We start from the raw sequence: 19,361 nt of genomic DNA, 5'->3' as shown, positions 1-19,361 counted from the left end.
CACGGGGAGGCGCCGATCTTGGGTGAAGATCGGCGCCTCTTGGTGTGCGGAGGCTCTGCACGAGCCCCGAGGGTCAGGCGATCGCGCGCAGGCCGTCGACGAGCGGCGTCGTCGGCCGGCCGATGAGGCGCGCGAGAGTGCCGTCGCTGTCGGCGAGTGCGCCGGAGGCGATGCCGGCGTCCAGGGCGACCACGAATCCGGCGGTGCCCTCATCGAGGCCCGCTGCCAGGAGACCGGCACGCTGATCGTCCGCCGTCAGCGGCTGATAGGTCACTTCACGCCCGGAGATCTCCGCGATCGCCGCAGCGAGGTCGTCGTAGTTCCACGCCACATCGCCGCCGAGCTCATACACCTGGCCGATGTGGCCGTCCTCGAGCAGGACGACGGCTGCGGCATCAGCGAAGTCCTTGCGGCTCGCGGAGGCGACCCGTCCGTCGCCGACACCCGCGGCGAGAACACCCGTCTCGGCGGCGCGGGCCAGGTCTGCGGCGTAGTTCTCGGTGTACCAGTTGTTGCGCAGGATCACGGCGGGGAGGCCCGAAGCCTGGATGAGCTCCTCGGTCGCCTTGTGCTCGGGGGCGAGGACGAGGTCGCTCGTCGTCGCCTTCGGAGCACTGGTGTAGACGAACTTCGTGACCCCGGCATCCTTGGCGGCGTCGATGACCGCCTCGTGCTGCGCGACGCGCTGTCCGACCTCGGAGCCCGAGATCAGCAGGACGGAGTCGACACCGTCGAGAGCTGCCGCGATCGAGGAGGGGTCGGTGTAGTCGAGGCGGGCGGCTCGCACGCCGAGGCTCTCAGCCCTGGTGACGTCGCGGGCACCGGCGATGATCGACTGCGGGTCCGCGCCGCGCTCGAGGAGGCTGGCGATGACGAGGCGTCCGAGGTTGCCAGTGGCGCCGGTGACGAGGATGGTCATGGGGTGTCCTTTCGTAGGTGACATGACCCACAACCGCGAGGCGGGAGCGGAACATTCCATGGAGTAGGTACCCACTTTGAAGTAAGGTACATACATGACGGTTAGTTATGCGCAGATCCGGGAGTCCACACCGCAGATCTTCGAGCCCGGCTGCAGTACTCGCGTGATCCTCGATCATGTGATGAGCAAGTGGGGTGTGCTCGTGCTCTCCTCGCTGTCCGATGGGACCCGCCGCTGGGGCGAGCTGCGGCGCGAGGTCGGCGGCATCAGCGAGAAGATGCTCGCCTCGACGCTGCGCACCCTCGCAGACGACGGACTCGTGCATCGGGAATCCTTCCCGACGGTGCCCCCGCACGTGGAGTACAGCCTGACGCCGCTGGGCCGAGACCTGATGGAGCGGATGCTGCCGCTCGTCGAGTGGGTGGCCGATCATGCCGACACCATGACCGGTCGAGGATAGTCAACGGATTCCATCGGTCGGATGCAGTGATTTCCACGAAATCCATCGGTCTGAGAAAACGATTGACGCGATAACCGCAGTAGCCGTATGTTCTGAACATGTCAGCTACGACGCCGATCCATCTCGAACGCCCCGAAGGCAAGGGGCTCGCCACCGGTTCGCTCGGGCTGTGGGGTTCCACGGTCATCGGGCTCGCGTCCACCGCGCCGGTGTATTCACTCGTCGCGACGCTCGGATTCGTGGTGCTCGCAGTGGGAGCGCAGGCGCCGATCGCCTTCATCATCGCGTTCGTGCCGATGCTGCTGATCGCGTTCGCCTACCGCGAGCTGAACAACGCCGTGCCCGACTGCGGCACCACGTTCACGTGGGGCACGAAGGCTTTCGGCCCGTGGGTGGGCTGGATGGGCGGCTGGGGCGTCGCCGTCGCCGGCATGGTCGTGCTCGCCAACCTCGCCCAGATCGCCTCGGTCTACTTCTGGTCGTTGATCGGGTTCGACCTCGAGAACAACGACTGGCGGATCATCCTCGTCGCTGTGCTCTTCATCGCCTCCATGACCTGGGTGAGCTGGCGCGGCGTCGAGATCGGCGAGCGCATCCAGAACATCCTGCTCGGCATCCAGTACCTCGCCCTCGCGATCTTCGTCGTCGCGGCCCTCTGGCAGTTCTTCGCCGGCACGGCGCCGAACCCGACCCCGTTCGATCTCGAGTGGCTCAACCCGTTCGGGTTCACCTCGTGGTCGGGCTTCACCGAATCGATCCTGCTCGCGCTCTTCATCTACTGGGGGTGGGACACCTGCCTCGCCCTGAACGAAGAGACGAAGGACCCGAAGAAGATCCCGGGCCGCGCGGCGCTGCTGACCACCGTCATCCTGCTGTTCACCTACGTCGGCGTCACGATCGCGGCGATGATGTACGCCGGACTCGGCGACACCGGCACGGGTCTCGGCAACGAGGCCAACGCCGACGACTTCTTCCTCGCCATCAAAGACGGTCTGCTCGGCCCGTTCGGCTGGATGCTCGTCGTCGCTGTGATCATCTCGGCGATCTCGTCGACGCAGACGACGATCCTCCCCACGGCCCGCGGGACGCTCGCGATGGGCGTCTACCGTGCCCTTCCCGCGAAGTTCAAGGACGTGCACCCGACCTACAAGACGCCGTCGTTCTCGACGATCGTCATGGGTGTGGTGGCTTCGGCGTATTACGTCGGCATGACTCTGATCAGCGACAACATCCTGCAGGACTCGATCCTGTCGCTCGGTCTCGCGATCGCGTTCTACTACGCCATCACCGGTTTCGCCTGCGTCTGGTACTTCCGCAAGGACCTCACGACCTCGGCCAGGGACTTCTTCTTCAAGGGGCTGTTCCCCTTGATCGGCGGCCTCATGCTGACCGGCGCGTTCGTGCAGTCGGCGATCGACATGTGGGACGTCGACTACGGCTACACCGTGCTGTTCGGCATCGGCGGCACGTTCGTGATCGGCATCGGCTCGCTCGCGTTCGGGCTGGTGCTCATGTTCCTCTGGTACCTCTTCCCGCGGTCGAAGAGGTTCTTCCGGGGCGAGAGCCTCAACCGCGACACACAGGTCATGGTGCCCGACGAGCCTGGCGACATCATCCGCTCGATCGACGGCGGCATCTGACCGCTTCGAAGCGGGTCGCAGGTACGCCCTAGGCTTTATGCGTGCGCATCCGGCTCGACATCGCCTACGACGGCACCCACTTCCGCGGGTGGGCCAAGCAGCCGACCCTGCGCACGGTGCAGGGGACTCTCGAAGCGGCGCTCGCTCGCATCGTCGGCTCCGACGTGCAGTTCGTGGTCGCCGGGCGCACGGATGCGGGTGTTCATGCCCAGGGGCAGGTCGCGCACGTCGACCTCGACGACGAGCAGTGGGCGCGCATCGAATCGCGACAGGGCCGCACTCCGCAGGATCCTGCGGCGTCGATCGCCCGGCGCATGCGCGGAGTCCTGGGTGCATACCCCGATGCCACCGTGACGCGCAGCTCGATCGCGCCCGAGGGGTTCGATGCCCGCTTCTCGGCGGTCTGGCGCCGATACCGCTACCGGCTCGCCGACGAGGCCGCAGGGTTCGACCCGCTCCGTCGGCATGACACCACCTCGCATAGGGGCGTGCTCGACGGCGACGCGATGGATGCCGCGGCGCGGACGCTGATCGGACTCCACGACTTCGCGGCCTACTGCAAGCCGCGCGAAGAGGCCACGACCATCCGGACGCTGTTGGACTACCGCTGGGCCCGGGACGCCGAGGGCGTGCTCGTCGCCGAGGTCAAGGCCGACGCCTTCTGTCACAGCATGGTGCGTGCTCTCGTCGGCGCGTGCGTGGCGGTGGGCGAGGGGCGACTCGACGTCGGCGATGTGGCCGTGCTGCGCGACGAACTCACGAGGACCAGCGAATTCAAGGTGCTGGCGGCCAGAGGACTGACGCTCACCGAGGTCGGATACCCCGCCGACGACCTGCTCTCGGCCAGGGCCGAGCAGACGCGCGCCCGGCGCGACAGCACGACCGCGTAAGACGACGTCGGTCGCGTCGGCGACGAGACGAGCAAGTTCGCCCGGGAGCGCCGACGGCGCCGATGACCGATTCGTGGCCGCCTTCCCCCGAAGGCGGCCACGATGCGGGAGCCGCCGCGACGGGCCCCAGTCCATCCGCGGCGGTGACGACTCGTGCAGCCCGAGGGGTGTGGCGCTGCTGAACCGTATGCTGATATTACGGACGGCGTATTCACACTGCGGCGGGGGAACTGTGACGGAGCGGATCGACGATCAGGGCAGCGCGTTCGCCGCTGCGCTCCGTGCGGCGATCTCTGAACGGGGCATCACCCTCGCGCGCCTGCGGAGTCAGTTGATCGACGACGGCAACCCGGTCTCGATGGCGACACTGAGCTACTGGCGCTCCGGCGATCGGCAGGCCGAAGGAGCGCAGTCGCTGAGCGTGGTCGACGGCATCGAGGACCACCTCGGTCTGGATCGCGGTCATCTGGGCGCTCTGCTGCGCACGCCCACTCGTCTGGGCCCCGTGGCGCCGCCGCGACTGCCGTTCGACGAGGAGCGGGAACAGCGCGAAACCGAGGAGACGCTGAAAGAGCTGCGCGCCGCGCCACAGGATGCGCTTCGCGACCTCTCCACCCACGTCACCGTGTTCGTGGGTGCCTCGGGGGCCGTCGAGAGCGTGATCATGCGCTGTCTCGTGCAGTCGACGAAGGGGACGATCTCCGAGGTGCCACTGATCGACGTCGCCCCGATCGAGACCGATGTGATGTCGGTGATCTCCGATGTCGTGGGCGGACGCGTCGACCGCGAGTACCTGCACCCCGGCCGACTGCTCTCCGGCGTGGTGATCGCGCTCGACGAACCGATCGAGACGGGGGAGACCACCCTGTTCGAGTTCACCGAGACGTTTCCCGCCGGGTACCCGCCGCGGCAGTCCGCCTGGCACGCCACCTCGAGGCCGGCTCGCGAGAGTCTCGTCTGGGTGCGTTTCCACCCCGACGCGCTGCCGAGCTGGTGCGAGGAGTACGTCGAGACGGAGGACGAGTACTCGTCATCGATGCGGCCGGTGCACAGCGGCTCCGTCCATCTCGTGCAGCACGGGTTCGGGCCGGGTGTGCTCGGCATCCGATGGGGCTACGACGAGTGACGCGGAGCTGACTTTCATGCGAAGGATCGACTATTGCCACCGGAATCCAAGCCTGACGGACTACCGTGAGGTGCGATGAAGGTCATCTCGTACAACCTGCAGAAGCACCGCGCCGTCGGAGAACTCGCCGCGCTGGCTTCGGAGCACGACCCCGACATCCTCTGCCTTCAGGAGTGCGACGTCGCTGATCTGCCCGAGACCATCGGCGACCTCGCACTCGCGGATGCGACGCAGGGGAACCGACTCGGCCTCGCGATGTTCTACCGCGCGAGCGAGTTCCACCTCCAGGGCATCCGGACGATCGAGCTGAAGAAGTCGCTGCACGACCGGATCGCGAAGCCCGCGCACGAGCGCGTGCTCGGCGCGCGGCTCCGGGACATCGACGCGGGCCGGGACTTCATCGCGGCCTCGTTCCACGCGGCGCCGCTCACCGCGCTGAACTCGCTCAGGCGCCACCAGATCCGCGCAGCCCTCACGGAGCTCGCGACCCTCGGCGAGGGACTGCCGCAGCTGATGGTCGGGGACTACAACTATCCGGTGTTCAAGGAGAACCTCGGCAAGACGGTCCGCGAGCACGGTTACGCGCTCACGATGAGCGACGACCACACCTACACGCGCTACCGGGTCTTCCGCGGTCACTACGACTTCGCGACGTCGGTCGGCTTCGAGATCCAACGCGTCACCACGCTGCCCCAGGGGCTGAGTGACCACCGCCCGATCCTCGTGACCACGCGGTTCGACTGACGGCGGGCGCTCGGATTGGGAATACCGCTCCGAATGACGTAAGCTGTCACTTTGGTACTCGACTGCCGAGTGCCGCGAACGTGAGCCCTCCACTGGCGTGTTCCTCCCTGTAGGGAAGAACCACCCCGGAGTGGGATTCACGAACTTCTCCGTTCGAACAAGAAAGCAGCACTATCGTGACGCGCACTTACACTCCGAAGGCCGGCGAGGTCCAGCGTGACTGGGTCGTCATCGACGCCACTGACGTCGTTCTCGGCCGCCTGGCTTCGCACGCCGCTACGCTCCTGCGTGGCAAGCACAAGCCCACCTTCGCCAACCACATCGACTCGGGTGACTTCGTCATCATCGTGAACGCCGACAAGGTCGCGCTCACCGGTCAGAAGCTCCAGAAGAAGCTGGCTTACCGCCACTCGGGTTACCCGGGCGGCCTCAAGTCGGTCACCTACGCCGAGCTCATGGAGAAGAACCCGGTCCGCGCTGTGGAGAAGGCCATCCGTGGCATGCTCCCCAAGAACAGCATCGGCCGTCAGCAGCTGTCGAAGCTCAAGGTCTACGTCGGTGGAGAGCACCCGCACGCCGCTCAGCAGCCGAAGACGTACACCCTCGACCAGGTCGCCCAGTAAGCGCCGTAAAGACTTAAGGACATACTCGTGGCTGACATCCAGGACACCACCGAAAACCCCCAGAACTTCTCGACGTCGACTCCCGAGACCGACGCAGTCGAGGCGGCTCCCCGCCCCGTGCTGAGCGTCCCGGGTGCCGCTGTCGGCCGTCGCAAGCAGGCAATCGCCCGCGTGCGTCTCGTCCCCGGCTCGGGAACGATCACGGTCAACGGCCGCACGCTCGAGGACTACTTCCCGAACAAGCTGCACCAGCAGCTGATCAACGACCCGTTCACGATCCTCAACCTCGCCGGTGGCTACGACGTCATCGCGCGCATCTCCGGTGGTGGCCCCTCGGGCCAGGCCGGTGCACTGCGCCTCGGCATCGCTCGCTCCCTCAACGGGATCGACGAGGAGAACAACCGTCCGACCCTGAAGAAGGCCGGCTTCCTGTCGCGCGACGCTCGCGTCAAGGAGCGCAAGAAGGCTGGACTCAAGAAGGCCCGTAAGGCGCCTCAGTACTCGAAGCGTTAAGGTCCACCGCTCCGATGCCGATCTTTGGCACGGACGGCGTGCGAGGGCTTGCCAATGGCATCCTCACCGCCGACCTCGCGCTCACCCTGGCCCAGGCGACTGCTGTCGTCCTGGGCCAGGGCCGTACTGCGGAGGCTCGCAAAGCCGAAGGCAAGCGACTCACCGCAGTCGTGGCCCGCGACCCTCGGGTCTCCGGTCACTTCCTGACTGCCGCGGTCTCGGCGGGTCTCGCGTCCTCCGGCGTCGACGTGCTCGAGGCCGGAGTCATCCCGACGCCGGCGCTCGCATTCCTCGTCGCCGACCGTGACGCCGACTTCGGCGTGATGATCTCGGCGTCGCACAATGCCGCGCCCGACAACGGCATCAAGATCTTCGCCCGGGGCGGCGTGAAGCTCCCCGACGTGGTCGAGCAGCGCATCGAAGAAGCGATGGCGGGCGACAAGCTCCGCCCGACCGGCGCCGGAGTCGGCCGGATCGATCGGTTCTCCGACGCGGAGGACCGCTATGTCGTTCACCTCCTCGGCTCGCTGCCGAACCGACTCAACGGCATCAAGGTCGTCCTCGACTGCGCGCACGGCGCCGCATCCGGTGTGTCTCCTGAGACCTTCCGCGATGCGGGTGCCGATGTCACCGTGATCGGTGCCGACCCCGACGGCTGGAACATCAACGACGGTGTCGGCTCCACCCACCTCGGCCAGCTCGCAGAAGCCGTCGTCAGGCTCGGAGCAGACATCGGCATCGCCCACGACGGCGACGCCGACCGCTGCCTGGCCGTCGACGCGCAGGGAAACGTCATCGACGGTGATCAGATCATGGCGATCCTCGCGGTCTCGATGAAGGAACGCGGTCACCTCACCGACGACACCCTCGTCGCCACCGTGATGAGCAACCTCGGCCTGCACGTCGCGATGCGCGAGCAGGGAATCACGGTCCGTCAGACCTCGGTCGGCGACCGCTACGTCCTCGAGGACATGAACGCCGGCGGCTACGCCCTCGGCGGTGAGCAGTCGGGCCACGTGATCATGAGCGAGTACGCCACCACCGGTGACGGCCTGCTGACAGGGCTCCACCTGGTCGCCGAGATGGCACGCCAGAACAAGACGATCGCCGAACTCGCGGGCGTGATGAAGGTCTACCCGCAGGTCCTCATCAACGTCCGTGATGTCGACAAGGACGCTGTCGACTCGGATGAGGTCGTGCAGGCTGCGGTCCGCGAGGTCGTGGCGGAGCTCGGCGAGACCGGTCGGGTGCTGCTGCGCAAGTCCGGCACCGAGCCGCTCGTCCGCGTCATGGTCGAGGCGGCGGATGCCGATTCGGCTCAGGCGTACGCCGATCGTCTGGTCGACGTCGTGCGCGAGCGCCTTTCGCTCTGAAGCGCCACTCCTTCTGAACAGTCGAGCGCGCCGCGTGGCACTGGCCTCAGGTCAGCCGCGCGGCGCGTTCCAGTTCAGCTGCTCGATGTAACGCAGCAGCACGCCCTCTCGGAGTGCCCAGGGTGAGACCTCGAGCTCGTCCACGTCCAGCGCGGTCATGGCAGTGTGCAGCGAGACCGCCGCGGCGACGATCTGGAACGTGCGGTCTGCGGTGATCCCGGGAAGCTCCTGCCGCGCGGATGCGGGAAGGCGAGCGAGCCGCGGGATCCACGATCCCAGAGAGGCGCGGGGCAGGACCATCCGCTGGATGCCCGACCAGCCGGGAACCGGATAGCCGGCGAGTCTCGCCAGCGAGCGGATCGCCTTCGAAGAGCCCACGACATGGTCCGGGCGGGGGAGCGCCGTGAACCGGGGGAGGACCTCGGCGAGCGTCGCGGTCGCGTGCTCGCGCAGGCGCTCGACATCCTCCTCGCCGGGAGGGTCGTGCGGGAGGAACTGCACGGTCATACGTCCGGCTCCCAGCGGGACGGATGCCGCGGCGTCCGGCATCTCGTCGCCTCCGGCCGCGACCTCGAGCGAACCGCCGCCGATGTCGAGGAGCAGCAGCTGTCCGGCTGACCAGCCGAACCAGCGGCGGACCGCGAGGAACGTCAGCTCCGCCTCGGTCTCGCCGTCGAGAACCTGCAGCGGCTGCCCGAGGGCCGCCTCGATCCGGGCGATCACCTCGGCCCCGTTGCGGGCGTCGCGCACCGCACTCGTGGCGGTGGCGAGCAGCTCGTCCACCCGTTCGGCTTCGGCGACCTGCCGTGCCTGCGCGACAGCGGACTCGAGCGCGGCCACGCCCTCTTCGGAGATGGCCCCGTCGTCGGTGAGATATCTCATCAGACGCAGAACAGTGCGGTCGCTGGTCTTCGCCAGGGGCCTGCCGCCGGGGCGGACATCGGCGGCGAGCATATGGACGGTGTTGGAACCGATGTCGAGGACTCCGAGGCGCACGGATAGAGACTACTCGCGCGCCGTTACGATGTATGCGTGACCACCGCCGACCCCACGCTGCCGCTGTCTCCGTATCGAGAGATCGGTCGTGACGAATGGGCGCGATTGGCGGCGGGACTCGACCAGCCGCTGACCGAGACCGAAGTCGTCGAGCTCCGCGGCATCGGAGACCGGCTCGACCTCACCGAGGTCCGCGAGGTCTACCTGCCTTTGAGTCGCTTGCTCAGCCTCTATGCGACGGCGACGAAGCGTCTGGGTGCCGCGACGAGCTCCTTCCTCCAGGAGGACGACTCGACCACGCCGTTCGTTGTGGGTGTCGCCGGCTCTGTGGCGGTGGGAAAGTCGACGATCGCCCGCCTGCTGCGCGAGCTGATGAGCCGGTGGCCGGGCACACCGCGCGTCGAGCTCGTGACGACCGACGGGTTCCTCTATCCGAACGCCGAGCTCGAGCGCAGGGGACTCATGGAGCGCAAGGGCTTCCCGGAGTCCTACGACAGGCGGGCGCTGCTCGAGTTCCTCACCGAGGTGAAGAGCGGGGCGGCCGAGGTGCGGGCGCCCTTCTACTCGCACATGCGCTACGACATCGTCCGTGACGCGCACGTCGTCGTGCGCCGCCCGGACGTCGTGATCGTCGAGGGACTGAACGTCCTTCAGCCCCCGCCTGCGCCCAACGACGTCGCGGTCAGCGACCTCTTCGACTTCTCGATCTTCGTCGACGCCGACACGTCGCACATCGAGAAGTGGTACGTCGATCGCTTCCTCGCGCTGCGGCAGGGAGCGTTCTCGAACCCGTCGTCGTACTTCAACGTCTTCGCGCACCTCACCGATGACGAGGCGATCACGACCGCCCTCGGCTACTGGAACGAGATCAACATGCCGAACCTGGTCGAGAACGTCATGCCGACCAAGCACCGAGCCCGTCTGGTGCTCAACAAGGGCGTCGATCACAGCGTCGAGAGCGTGCTGCTCCGCAAGCTCTGATCGGGCGGAGGGTTTCGTTCGGAACCTTCGCAAAAAGCCCGGCTTACTCTTGACCACATGTGTGGAATCGTCGGATACGTGGGCCCGCGGCCCAGCCAGGACATCCTGCTCGCCGGCCTCGCCCGCCTCGAGTACCGCGGCTATGACTCCGCTGGTGTCGCCGTCATCGACGGCGAGGGAACGCTCGGCATGCGCAAGAAGGCGGGAAAGCTCGCCGTGCTGCGCGATTCGCTCGCCGACTCGTCGCTTCCGGATGGCAACACGGGCATCGGGCACACGCGTTGGGCCACCCACGGCGGTCCCACCGACGAGAACGCGCACCCGCACCTCGCGGATGACGATCGCCTCGCTCTGATCCACAACGGCATCATCGAGAACTTCGCCGCGCTGCGTGACGAGCTGCTCGCAGACGGCGTCAGCTTCCGCAGCGAGACCGACACCGAGGTCGCCGCCGCGCTCCTCGGCCGTGAATACCGCAACAACGGCGGTGACCTGCAGCTGGCGTTCCGCGGTGTGGTCAACCGCCTCGAAGGTGCGTTTACCCTTCTCGCGATGCATCAGGACCACCCGGGGCTCGTCGTCGGCGCCCGCCGCAACTCGCCTCTGGTGATCGGCCTCGGCGAGGGAGAGAACTTCCTCGGGTCCGACGTCGCCGCGTTCATCGAGCACACCCGCAAGGCGCTCGCCATCGGGCAGGACCAGATCGTCTCGATCACCCCTGACGCCGTGACCGTCACCGACTTCGCCGGCACGCCGGTCGAGGCCGAGCCGTTCGACGTCTCGTGGGACGCCGCCGCCGCCGAGAAGGGCGGATGGTCGAGCTTCATGGCCAAGGAGGTCTCCGAGCAGCCCGAGGCCGTCGCCAACACGATCCGCGGTCGCATCCAGGGCGACCAGGTCGTCATCCCGGAACTCGAGGGTCTCGACGACCTGTTCATCGGCATCAATCGCATCATCATCACCGCGTGTGGAACCGCCGCGTACTCGGCGCTCGTCGGCAAGTACGCGATCGAGCAGTGGGCCCGCATCCCGGTCGACGTCGAGCTCGCCCACGAGTTCCGCTACCGCGACCCGGTGATCGGCGATGACACCCTCGTCGTCTCGATCAGCCAGTCGGGTGAGACCATGGACACCCTGATGGCCGTGAAGTACGCGAGCGAGCGCGGTGCGCGCACGCTCTCGATCTGCAACACCCAGGGCGCCACGATCCCGCGCGAGTCTGATGCCGTGGTCTACACGCACGCCGGCCCCGAGGTCGCGGTCGCGTCGACCAAGGCGTTCTCGGCGCAGATCACCGCTCTGCTGCTGCTCGGCCTGCACATGGGCCGCGTACGCGGATCCGTCGAGGATGCCTCCGTCGACGTCGCCGAGCTCACGGCACTGCCCGAGAAGATCGCTAAGGTGCTCTCGAGCGAGCAGGAGCACGTCACTCAGCTCGCGGGCTGGATGGCAGACACCCGCTCTGTGCTGTTCCTCGGTCGCCACGTGGGCTTCCCGATCGCGCTCGAGGGCGCGCTCAAGCTCAAGGAGATCTCGTACATCCATGCCGAGGGCTTCGCCGCGGGCGAGCTCAAGCACGGTCCGATCGCGCTGATCGAGCCGGGACAGCCCGTCTTCGTCCTGGTGCCCTCGCCGCGTCACTCGGCCGTGGTGCACTCGAAGGTCGTCTCCAACATCCAGGAGATCCGCGCTCGCGGTGCTCGGGTGATCGTGGTCGCCGAAGAGGGCGACGCGGCGGTGCTGCCGTTCGCCGACGAGGTCATCCGCATCCCGCTCGCCGGTGCGATGTTCGAGCCGCTTCTCGCTGTGGTGCCGCTGCAGATCTTCGCCATGGCGCTCGCCACCGCGAAGGGACTCGACGTCGACCAGCCCCGCAACCTCGCGAAGTCCGTCACCGTCGAGTAACGCTTAGCCGGCGCTCGTCGGCCCCGCCTGTACACGTGCAGGTCAGAATCACGGATGCATGCCCGGATCAGCGATCTGGACATGCATCCGTTTTTTGAGCATGGATTCGGGTTTCCGGGGCGGCAGGTGGCCGAGGGGCCGTGGCGACAGCCGCCAGGGGATGCCGCGACTAGGCTGAACTGGTGATCATCGGGACCGGCATCGACCTCGTGGACATCCCGCGGTTCGAGCGCACACTCGAGCGCACGCCACGACTTCTGGAGCGACTGTTTGCGCCGGGGGAGCGGGCGCTGCGGCTTCCGTCCCTCGCCGCGCGGTACGCCGCGAAGGAGGCCCTGATCAAGACTCTCGGTGGCTCTGACGGAGTCCACTGGATCGAGATCGAGATCGCCTCCGAGGCCTCAGGGCGACCGCATTTCGTGTTGACGGGAACCACAGCCGAGGTGGTCGCCGAGCGTGGCATCACCCGACTGCATCTGACACTCACTCACGACGCGGGGCTCGCCGCCGCATTCGTCGTCGCCGAAGGAGAGCCGCTGTGACCGTTCCGTTCCGTGAAGCGCGCATCGACCTGGATGCCATCACCGACAACGTCCGCCACTTCCGTCGGCTCACCGGCGTGCAGGTCATCGCCGTCGTCAAGGCGAACGCCTACGGCCACGGCGCCGCCGCGGCGGCTGTCGCAGCGCTCGCCGGCGGTGCGACGCGTCTCGGCGTCGCCGAGATCCCCGAGGCCCTCGAGCTGCGACGACAGGGCATCACCGCGCCGATCGTGGCGTGGCTGCACGCGCCGGGCGAGCGGTTCGAGCAGGCCGCCGAGCAGGACATCGAGGTCGGCATCTCGTCGTTCGATCAGCTCGAGGCCGCGGGGGCCGCGGCGTCCGTCGATCGTCCGGTGGGTGTGCACCTCAAGTTCGAGACGGGGCTGTCGCGCAACGGGATCGCGCCCGCCGACTGGCGTCGTGTGCTCGCGGAGGCGGCTCGTCTCGAGCGCATCGGACGCCTTCGCATCATCGGGCTGTTCAGCCATCTGTCGAACACCTCCGCGCAGGACGACCGTGACGCCCTGGCGAAATTCGAGGAGGGGGTCGCCGCCGCGGCATCCTTCGGCATCCGTCCGGAGATCCGCCACATCGCGGCGACGGCTGCCGCGATCGACCTGCCGGAGATGCGCCTGGATGCGGTCCGCATCGGCGTCGGCATCTACGGACTCTCGCCGTTCGAGGACCGCTCGTCCGCCGAGCTGGGTCTCCGCCCCGCCATGACGCTGCGGGGTGCGATCGCCGCTGTGCGCAGGGTGCCGGCCGGTGCGGGAGTCTCGTACGGCTACGACCACCGCGCGCCGCACGACACCACTCTCGTGCTCGTGCCGCTGGGCTATGCCGACGGCGTGCCCCGACACGCATCCGGCCGGCTGCCCGTGTCGATCGGCGGACGCCGTTACACGAACGTCGGCCGCATCGCGATGGATCAGTTCGTGGTCGACGTGGGCGATGCGCCCGTGTCGATCGGCGACGAGGTCGTGCTGTTCGGCGACCCGACACTCGGAGTCCCGTCGGCGGCGGAATGGGCGAACGCCGCCTCGACCATCAACTACGAGATCGTGACGCGCATCGGCGCACGTGTCGCCCGGCGGTCGGCATGAGCGTCGAACCGGGCTTCCTCGGACGCCGCGACATCGAGACCTCGGAGGCGATGGAGCAGCTCGGCTTCCGCATCGGCGAGCAGCTCGACGCGGGAGACCTGCTGATACTCACCGGACCCCTCGGCGCCGGCAAGACGACGTTCACGCGAGGGCTCGCCGAGGGCCTCGGCGTGCGTGGTCCGGTGCAGAGCCCGACCTTCGTGATCGCGCGGACGCACCCCTCACTCGTCGGACGTGCGCCGCTGGTGCATGTGGACGCCTACCGTCTCGGCTCCGGAGCGGAGCTCGACGACCTCGATCTCGACCTCGCCCGCTCGGTCGTCGTGATCGAATGGGGGCGCGGGCTGGCCGAGGACCTCGCCGACACCTGGTGGGACATCGAGCTCGAGCGTCCTGTCGGCGGCGACGACGATCTGGACCCGTCCGCGCTCGATGCCGACGCTCCGCGGCATGTGACGATCATGCGCGGCGGACGCTCAGCGATCGCCGGTTGATCGCCGACTACCCTGGAGAGGTGATCCTCGCCGTCGACACCTCCCTGGGCACCGCCCTCGCCCTCATCGACGACGACGGCACCCGTCTCTCCGACGCCTCCGCCGCAGACCCCCTCGGGCACGCCGAGGTCATCGGAGATCTGCTGGTCCGAGCGATCAGCGGGACCGGACGCGGGGAGATCGGCCACGTGGTCGCCGGAATGGGGCCCGGCCCCTTCACCGGACTCCGCATCGGCATCGCGGCCGCGCGCGCATTCGCGCTGGGGCGCGGAATCCCCGTCATCCCCGTGCCGAGCCATCTCGCTGCGGCACTCACCGCGATCGAACGGGATGCCGTCTCGGGGCCGTTCGCGATCGTCACGGACGCGCGTCGTCGTGAGGTGGCGGTCACGGTGTTCGACGGGACGGACGCCGACGGCATCCCGCTCGTGACCGTCGACACGAGGCTGGTGCCGAGCGCGGACGCGGATGAGCACCTCGGCGGGGTCCGTCGCATCGACGTCGCGACCCTCTCGGCCGTGGACCTCGCCCGTGTGGGTGCCAGGGCCGTGGCCGCGGGGCGCACCCTCGCAGGTGACGAGCCGCTGTACCTGCGACACCCCGATGTGACCGTGCCCGGCGCGCCGAAGAAGGTGGGCCGGTGACTCTGCGCGACGCCACTCCGGACGACCTCGACGCCATCATGGCGATCGAGCACCGATCCTTCCCCACCGACGCGTGGAGCCCGCAGGCCATGGCGCTCGAGCTCGCCAGTCCGCATGGGCGCTACCTCGTCGACGACCTCGACGGTGCGATCATCGGCTACGGGGGAGTCCGAGCCCTCGAGGGCTCTCGGGATGCCGACATCCAGACGATCGCCTTCGACGCCGACCACCGAGGCGCGGGGCGAGGGCGCGCGCTGCTGCGTGCGTTGCTCGACGCCGCGGGGCAGAGAGGCGCCCGTGAGGTCTTCCTCGAGGTCCGCGCCGACAACCCGAGTGCCGAAGGACTGTACCTGTCCGAGGGGTTCGAGGAGATCGGCCGCCGTCCGCGGTATTACCAGCCCGATGACGTCGATGCGATCGTGATGCGACTCGCCCTGCAGCATCCTCGTTCCGCCCATCAGGACGAGGCGAGCACGGATGCCGCGAAGGAGGCCACCGCATGACCGAACCGCTGGTGCTGGGCATCGAGACGAGCTGCGACGAGACCGGGATCGGGATCGTGCGCGGGCGCACCCTGCTGTCGAACACGATCGCCTCGAGCATGGACGAGCATGCCCGCTACGGAGGAGTCGTTCCGGAGGTCGCGGCACGTGCGCACCTCGAGGCGCTGCAGCCGTCCATCGACGCGGCTCTAGCCGAGGCGGGTGTGCGACTCGACGACCTCGACGCGGTGGCCGTGACGAGCGGCCCCGGCCTCGCCGGCGCGCTCATGGTCGGCGTGGGTGCGGCCAAGGGCCTCGCCGTGGCGCTCGACAAGCCTCTGTACGCGGTGAACCATCTCGTGGGCCACATCGCGGCCGACATCCTCACCCCTGACTCCGATCCTCTGGAGTATCCGACGATCGCGCTGCTCGTCTCGGGTGGACACACGTCGCTGCTCCACGTGCGCGACCTCACCACCGACGTCGAGATGCTCGGCGAGACGATGGACGACGCGGCCGGTGAGGCCTTCGACAAGGTCGCCCGCCTCCTGTCGCTGCCGTATCCGGGCGGGCCGGAGATCGATCGGGCAGCCCTCGACGGCGATCCGAAAGCCATCCGGTTCCCGCGGGGCCTCTCCCGGGCGTCGGACCTGGCGAAGCACCGCTATGACTTCTCGTTCTCGGGCCTCAAGACGGCCGTCGCGCGCTGGGTGGAGCGCTGCGAGGCAGACGGCGTGCCCGTGCCCGTCGCCGATGTGGCTGCGAGCTTCCGTGAGGCCGTCGTGGATGTGCTGGTGACCAAGGCGCTCGCCGCCTGTGCCGACCTCGGTGTCCCCCGTCTGCTGCTCGGAGGCGGCGTCATCGCCAACCGTCGACTGCGCGAGGTCGCGCTCGCCAGGGCCGAGGCCGCGGGCGTCACGGTCCGCATCCCTCCGCTGTCTCTGTGCACCGACAACGGGGCGATGATCGCGGCTCTCGCAGCCGAGCTGATCGCGTCGGGCCGCCGCCCGTCGACATTCGCGTTCGGCGCGGACTCGACCCTGCCCGTCACCGAGATCCAGGTCGATGAGCGCGTCTCGGTGATGTGATGAGCGACGTTCCCCGCACCCCCGCTCCGCACGGAGGCGACCCCGCTGCCGTGCCGGATGCCGCCCTCCCTCGTCCGAGGATCGAGGGGCCCAGCGGCGAGGTCGAGCACCCGGCCGGCTCGGCGCGGATTCCGGGCGCACGGCGTGACGGCTACACCAAGCTGCCCACGGGACCGGTCGGTATCGAACCGGTGGTCGTGAGCGGACCGGTCGCTGACGACATCGGTCACGATGCCGAGTGGCAGCCGTCGACCTCGGATGCAGCCGTCGATGACACCAGGCTCGCGCCGTGGGCGCTGATGGCGGCGATCGTGGCTCTGGTGGCGTCCTTCTTCGTCGGCTGGGGCGTTCCGATCGCCGTCGTCGCGGTGATCGCGGCGATCATGTCGTTGCGGCGGCCGGTCGAGAGCCGCGCGATCGCGCGATGGGCGCTCGTCCTCGGCCTGTGCGCGACCGTGTACAGCCTCGGATGGCTGGTGTGGGCAGGCATGCAGTTCGAGAGGCTCGGCTAGCGGATGCTCGACGCCGAGGACGCCGTCGAGCTGCGTGCCCTGCAGGCACGCGCCTACGGTCGTTCCGGTGCGCTGAGTGAACCCGAGGTGACGCGCCTGCGCGAGCTGGAGGCGGCGCGAACGTCGGAGCGCGAGTCGCGGACGACGGAGAAGCCCCGACCGCAGGTGCCGGAGCAGGTCATCGCCCCGGTGACGGCGCCGTCGGTGGCCACGGTCGCACCGGTGCCTGCGACGGCCGCCTCGGCCGCCGCGCGCTTCGCCGGGGCTGATACCGCCGCGCCACCGGGTCATCGTGCCGGGGCGGATGCCGACTCGCGGGGCGAGCGCCTCGCCGCGACCCTGCGACGGCATTGGAGGCTCGCACTCGCCATCGCCGTGGGGTTCGCCCTCATCGGAGTCGCGGTCGGCTGGCTGCTGTTCTCCGACCGAGGCGCTGCCCCCATCCCGCTGACCGCGGAGCAGCAGGGGTGGCAGAGCGCGATCGTGGCGTCGGGCGACTTCGACTCGGGCTCTCTCCGCGCGATGGTGGAGGAGGAGGGCGTCGTCATCTCGTTCGCGACCAAGAACGACGGCGCAGACGTCTGCCTCGTGCTCGCCAGCGCCGATGCCACCGCTCCCGCGTGCACCACCCGTGAGCAGGCGACGATCCAGGGTGTGAACGCGACGCTCACGAAGGCCGTCGACGCGTCTCAGAGCTACGACATCCAGGCGCAGATGTTCCTCACCGCGGACGGCCGGCCGGCGGTCATCGCCCGCAGCTACATCGCGTCTCCGCAGTCGACGTCGACGTTCGCCAGCCAGGCCGAGGCGGAGGCTGCGGCGGCCCTCGCCGAGAAGACCGGTCTCGACAGCCGCAGCATCATGGTCGCCGGCTACGACGACGACGTGCCGATCTGGACCGGGATCGACATGTCGACGCAGCGGTACTGCCTCGTCTACGACGGATCGATGCCGGATCCCCCGATGGTGTGCGACGACAGTCTGATGCTCGCCGATGCCGACCGCACGCTGGTGCTCGACGTCGCCGGCACCGATGACGGCGAGATCACGCGCTACGAGTACCGATTCAGCTACGGTCAGCAGTACCTCACCGTGACGAAGGGACCGGGTGCCGACGATGCTGCAGGAGAGTGAAGCCGCCGAGCTGCGCGCCCTGCAGGTGAAAGCCTACGGGCGCGACGGCGGTCTGACCGATGCGGATGCCGCACGGTTGCGTGCACTCGAGGCGATCAGGGGGGCGAAGCCGACAGCGACTGCGGCATCGGACGCTGCCGTACCGGAGACGACCGACGGGGAATCGTCCGACGGGGAATCGCCTGATGGGTCCGTCGCTGAGGAGTCCGTCGACGACGACTCGGCGGATGCGGCGGACACGAACGCACCGACCGGCGACGTGCACGCTCGCGAGACGACCGCTCTGCGCCCTGCCCTTCGACGGCACTGGAAGGCGATCGCCGCCGCCTCCGCCGTATTGCTGGTGGTCGGGCTGGCGGCCGGGTGGGCCCTGTTCGGTCGGGCGGGAGGAGTCGAGCTCACCGCGGATCAACAGGAGCGGCGCGCAGAACTCCAGGCAGACGGCGGGTACGACGCCGGAAGCCTGCGGGCGATCGGACAGGAGGAGGATGTCCTGGTCTGGCACGCGACCAAGGAGGACGGCGAGATGGTCTGCCTCATACTCGACACCCCGCAGGACTCCGCGACGCAGTGCCAGCGGAGCGAGGACGTCCAGAACGGCAACGCTGTCGGTGTCTCGGTGAACCTCGATTCCGGAGAGGGCGAGAGCGAGGATGCCGAACAGATATGGGCGTCTGCCGTGCGGACGACAGAGGGTGAGCTCGTCGCGATCATCCAGCGGTGGCCGAGCTCGGAGAACGACTGGCTGTCGCAGTTCCCGGGTGAGGAGCGCGTGCGGGCGGAGGAGCTCCTGCAGCAGGGCTTCCAGGAGTACTCCATCTCGGTCGTGGGCTATTTCCGGGATGCGCCGATCTGGTACGGCCAGCGTCTCGAGGGAGCGACCGCCGAGGACTGCCTGGTGGTCGACGCGATCGCCGGGATCGCGTGCGGGCCGCTGGGTCAGGCGCAGTCCTCCGGCCTCAGCCTCGGCGGGGAGACGGTGGACGGCTCAGGGGAGGTCGAGGATGCCTGGAGGATCACCCTGGCCTTCACATCGAACCAGACCCCATACCTCGTGATAGCGGGAGACGCGGCGTCAGTGGAGGCCGTGAACCCGGGGGCGACCGTGAGGCCCGGCGAGACGCTGGAGCTGGGCGGGGAGTACCAGGACCCGATCCAGGTGGAGATCCCGTCCGACGACACCGAGGGGTGA

At 68.5% G+C, this 19,361-nt stretch carries 21 protein-coding genes; 19 read left to right on the top strand and 2 right to left on the bottom strand.

All coding sequences use genetic code 11. From position 1 onward, the window contains the following. Positions 1–73: 73 nt before the first annotated feature. A complete protein-coding gene (locus ASF80_RS07100) occupies positions 74–919 on the bottom strand; it encodes an SDR family oxidoreductase (protein ID WP_056309269.1) in 846 nt (281 codons plus the stop codon). Positions 920–1,013: 94 nt separating this feature from the next. Between ASF80_RS07100 and ASF80_RS07095 the strand changes: the two genes are divergently transcribed. The 8 genes from ASF80_RS07095 to glmM all read left to right on the top strand — a co-directional run bounded on the left by ASF80_RS07095 (position 1,014) and on the right by glmM (position 8,288). Next, positions 1,014–1,379, top strand: coding sequence for a winged helix-turn-helix transcriptional regulator (locus ASF80_RS07095; RefSeq protein ID WP_056309267.1), 366 nt, complete (start codon positions 1,014–1,016; stop codon positions 1,377–1,379). Positions 1,380–1,477: 98 nt separating this feature from the next. Next, positions 1,478–3,019 (top strand): APC family permease, encoded by a 1,542-nt coding sequence (locus tag ASF80_RS07090; protein WP_056309265.1) that lies wholly within the window; start codon positions 1,478–1,480, stop codon positions 3,017–3,019. A 41-nt stretch (positions 3,020–3,060) separates the two neighbouring features. Further along, positions 3,061–3,909: a tRNA pseudouridine(38-40) synthase TruA gene (truA, locus tag ASF80_RS07085; protein ID WP_056309263.1), complete on the top strand. Its 849-nt coding sequence runs from the start codon at positions 3,061–3,063 to the stop codon at positions 3,907–3,909. 232 nt (positions 3,910–4,141) lie between these two features. Beyond that, complete coding sequence (locus ASF80_RS07080) at positions 4,142–5,035, top strand: hypothetical protein (RefSeq protein ID WP_056309261.1); 894 nt, start codon at positions 4,142–4,144, stop codon at positions 5,033–5,035. 75 nt (positions 5,036–5,110) lie between these two features. Further along, positions 5,111–5,779 (top strand): endonuclease/exonuclease/phosphatase family protein, encoded by a 669-nt coding sequence (locus ASF80_RS07075; protein ID WP_056309259.1) that lies wholly within the window; start codon positions 5,111–5,113, stop codon positions 5,777–5,779. A 176-nt stretch (positions 5,780–5,955) separates the two neighbouring features. Then, positions 5,956–6,402, top strand: a complete 447-nt coding sequence (gene rplM, locus ASF80_RS07070) for a 50S ribosomal protein L13 (RefSeq protein ID WP_045253410.1) — start codon at positions 5,956–5,958, stop codon at positions 6,400–6,402. Positions 6,403–6,429: 27 nt separating this feature from the next. Further along, complete coding sequence (gene rpsI / locus ASF80_RS07065) at positions 6,430–6,915, top strand: 30S ribosomal protein S9 (RefSeq protein WP_042539158.1); 486 nt, start codon at positions 6,430–6,432, stop codon at positions 6,913–6,915. Positions 6,916–6,929: 14 nt separating this feature from the next. Next, positions 6,930–8,288, top strand: coding sequence for a phosphoglucosamine mutase (glmM, locus tag ASF80_RS07060; protein WP_056309257.1), 1,359 nt, complete (start codon positions 6,930–6,932; stop codon positions 8,286–8,288). A gap of 51 nt (positions 8,289–8,339) precedes the next feature. On the opposite strand, the gene ASF80_RS07055 is transcribed toward glmM, so the two are convergent. Further along, the gene (locus tag ASF80_RS07055; RefSeq protein WP_056309255.1) at positions 8,340–9,284 is read right to left on the bottom strand and encodes a Ppx/GppA phosphatase family protein; all 945 of its coding nucleotides are present in this window, start codon (positions 9,282–9,284) and stop codon (positions 8,340–8,342) included. 36 nt (positions 9,285–9,320) lie between these two features. Between ASF80_RS07055 and coaA the strand changes: the two genes are divergently transcribed. From coaA to ASF80_RS07000, 11 genes are all read left to right on the top strand, one after another. Further along, a complete protein-coding gene (coaA, locus tag ASF80_RS07050; protein ID WP_056309253.1) occupies positions 9,321–10,265 on the top strand; it encodes a type I pantothenate kinase in 945 nt (314 codons plus the stop codon). Positions 10,266–10,322: 57 nt separating this feature from the next. Continuing rightward, on the top strand, positions 10,323–12,170 hold the full coding sequence (glmS, locus tag ASF80_RS07045) for a glutamine--fructose-6-phosphate transaminase (isomerizing) (RefSeq protein WP_056309251.1): 1,848 nt from the start codon (positions 10,323–10,325) through the stop codon (positions 12,168–12,170). A gap of 182 nt (positions 12,171–12,352) precedes the next feature. Next, positions 12,353–12,712 carry a holo-ACP synthase gene (locus ASF80_RS07040; RefSeq protein ID WP_056309248.1) on the top strand — a complete coding sequence of 120 codons (360 nt, stop codon included), beginning with the start codon at positions 12,353–12,355 and terminating at the stop codon, positions 12,710–12,712. Beyond that, the gene (gene alr, locus ASF80_RS07035; protein WP_056309246.1) at positions 12,709–13,815 is read left to right on the top strand and encodes an alanine racemase; all 1,107 of its coding nucleotides are present in this window, start codon (positions 12,709–12,711) and stop codon (positions 13,813–13,815) included. The genes ASF80_RS07040 and alr overlap by 4 nt, the downstream gene beginning before the upstream one ends. Further along, positions 13,812–14,309, top strand: a complete 498-nt coding sequence (gene tsaE, locus ASF80_RS07030) for a tRNA (adenosine(37)-N6)-threonylcarbamoyltransferase complex ATPase subunit type 1 TsaE (protein WP_056309244.1) — start codon at positions 13,812–13,814, stop codon at positions 14,307–14,309. Before alr ends, tsaE begins: the two co-directional genes overlap by 4 nt. 20 nt (positions 14,310–14,329) lie before the next feature. Further along, positions 14,330–14,953 (top strand): tRNA (adenosine(37)-N6)-threonylcarbamoyltransferase complex dimerization subunit type 1 TsaB, encoded by a 624-nt coding sequence (tsaB, locus tag ASF80_RS07025; RefSeq protein ID WP_056311891.1) that lies wholly within the window; start codon positions 14,330–14,332, stop codon positions 14,951–14,953. Continuing rightward, a complete protein-coding gene (rimI, locus tag ASF80_RS07020; RefSeq protein WP_056309242.1) occupies positions 14,950–15,456 on the top strand; it encodes a ribosomal protein S18-alanine N-acetyltransferase in 507 nt (168 codons plus the stop codon). Before tsaB ends, rimI begins: the two co-directional genes overlap by 4 nt. Continuing rightward, positions 15,453–16,523, top strand: a complete 1,071-nt coding sequence (tsaD, locus tag ASF80_RS07015; protein WP_056309240.1) for a tRNA (adenosine(37)-N6)-threonylcarbamoyltransferase complex transferase subunit TsaD — start codon at positions 15,453–15,455, stop codon at positions 16,521–16,523. Before rimI ends, tsaD begins: the two co-directional genes overlap by 4 nt. Then, entirely contained in the window at positions 16,523–17,035 is a 513-nt protein-coding gene (locus ASF80_RS07010) for a hypothetical protein (protein WP_056309238.1), read from the top strand. The genes tsaD and ASF80_RS07010 overlap by 1 nt, the downstream gene beginning before the upstream one ends. Positions 17,036–17,038: 3 nt before the next feature. After that, positions 17,039–18,169, top strand: coding sequence for a hypothetical protein (locus ASF80_RS07005; RefSeq protein ID WP_056309236.1), 1,131 nt, complete (start codon positions 17,039–17,041; stop codon positions 18,167–18,169). After that, positions 18,144–19,361, top strand: coding sequence for a hypothetical protein (locus tag ASF80_RS07000; RefSeq protein WP_056309233.1), 1,218 nt, complete (start codon positions 18,144–18,146; stop codon positions 19,359–19,361). The genes ASF80_RS07005 and ASF80_RS07000 overlap by 26 nt, the downstream gene beginning before the upstream one ends.

It is taken from the genome of Microbacterium sp. Leaf159 (assembly GCF_001423615.1).
In the GTDB taxonomy this organism is placed as follows: domain Bacteria; phylum Actinomycetota; class Actinomycetes; order Actinomycetales; family Microbacteriaceae; genus Microbacterium.
The sequence above is the reverse complement of the archived record's forward strand: the minus strand, read 5'-3'. Positions and strand labels throughout refer to the sequence as shown.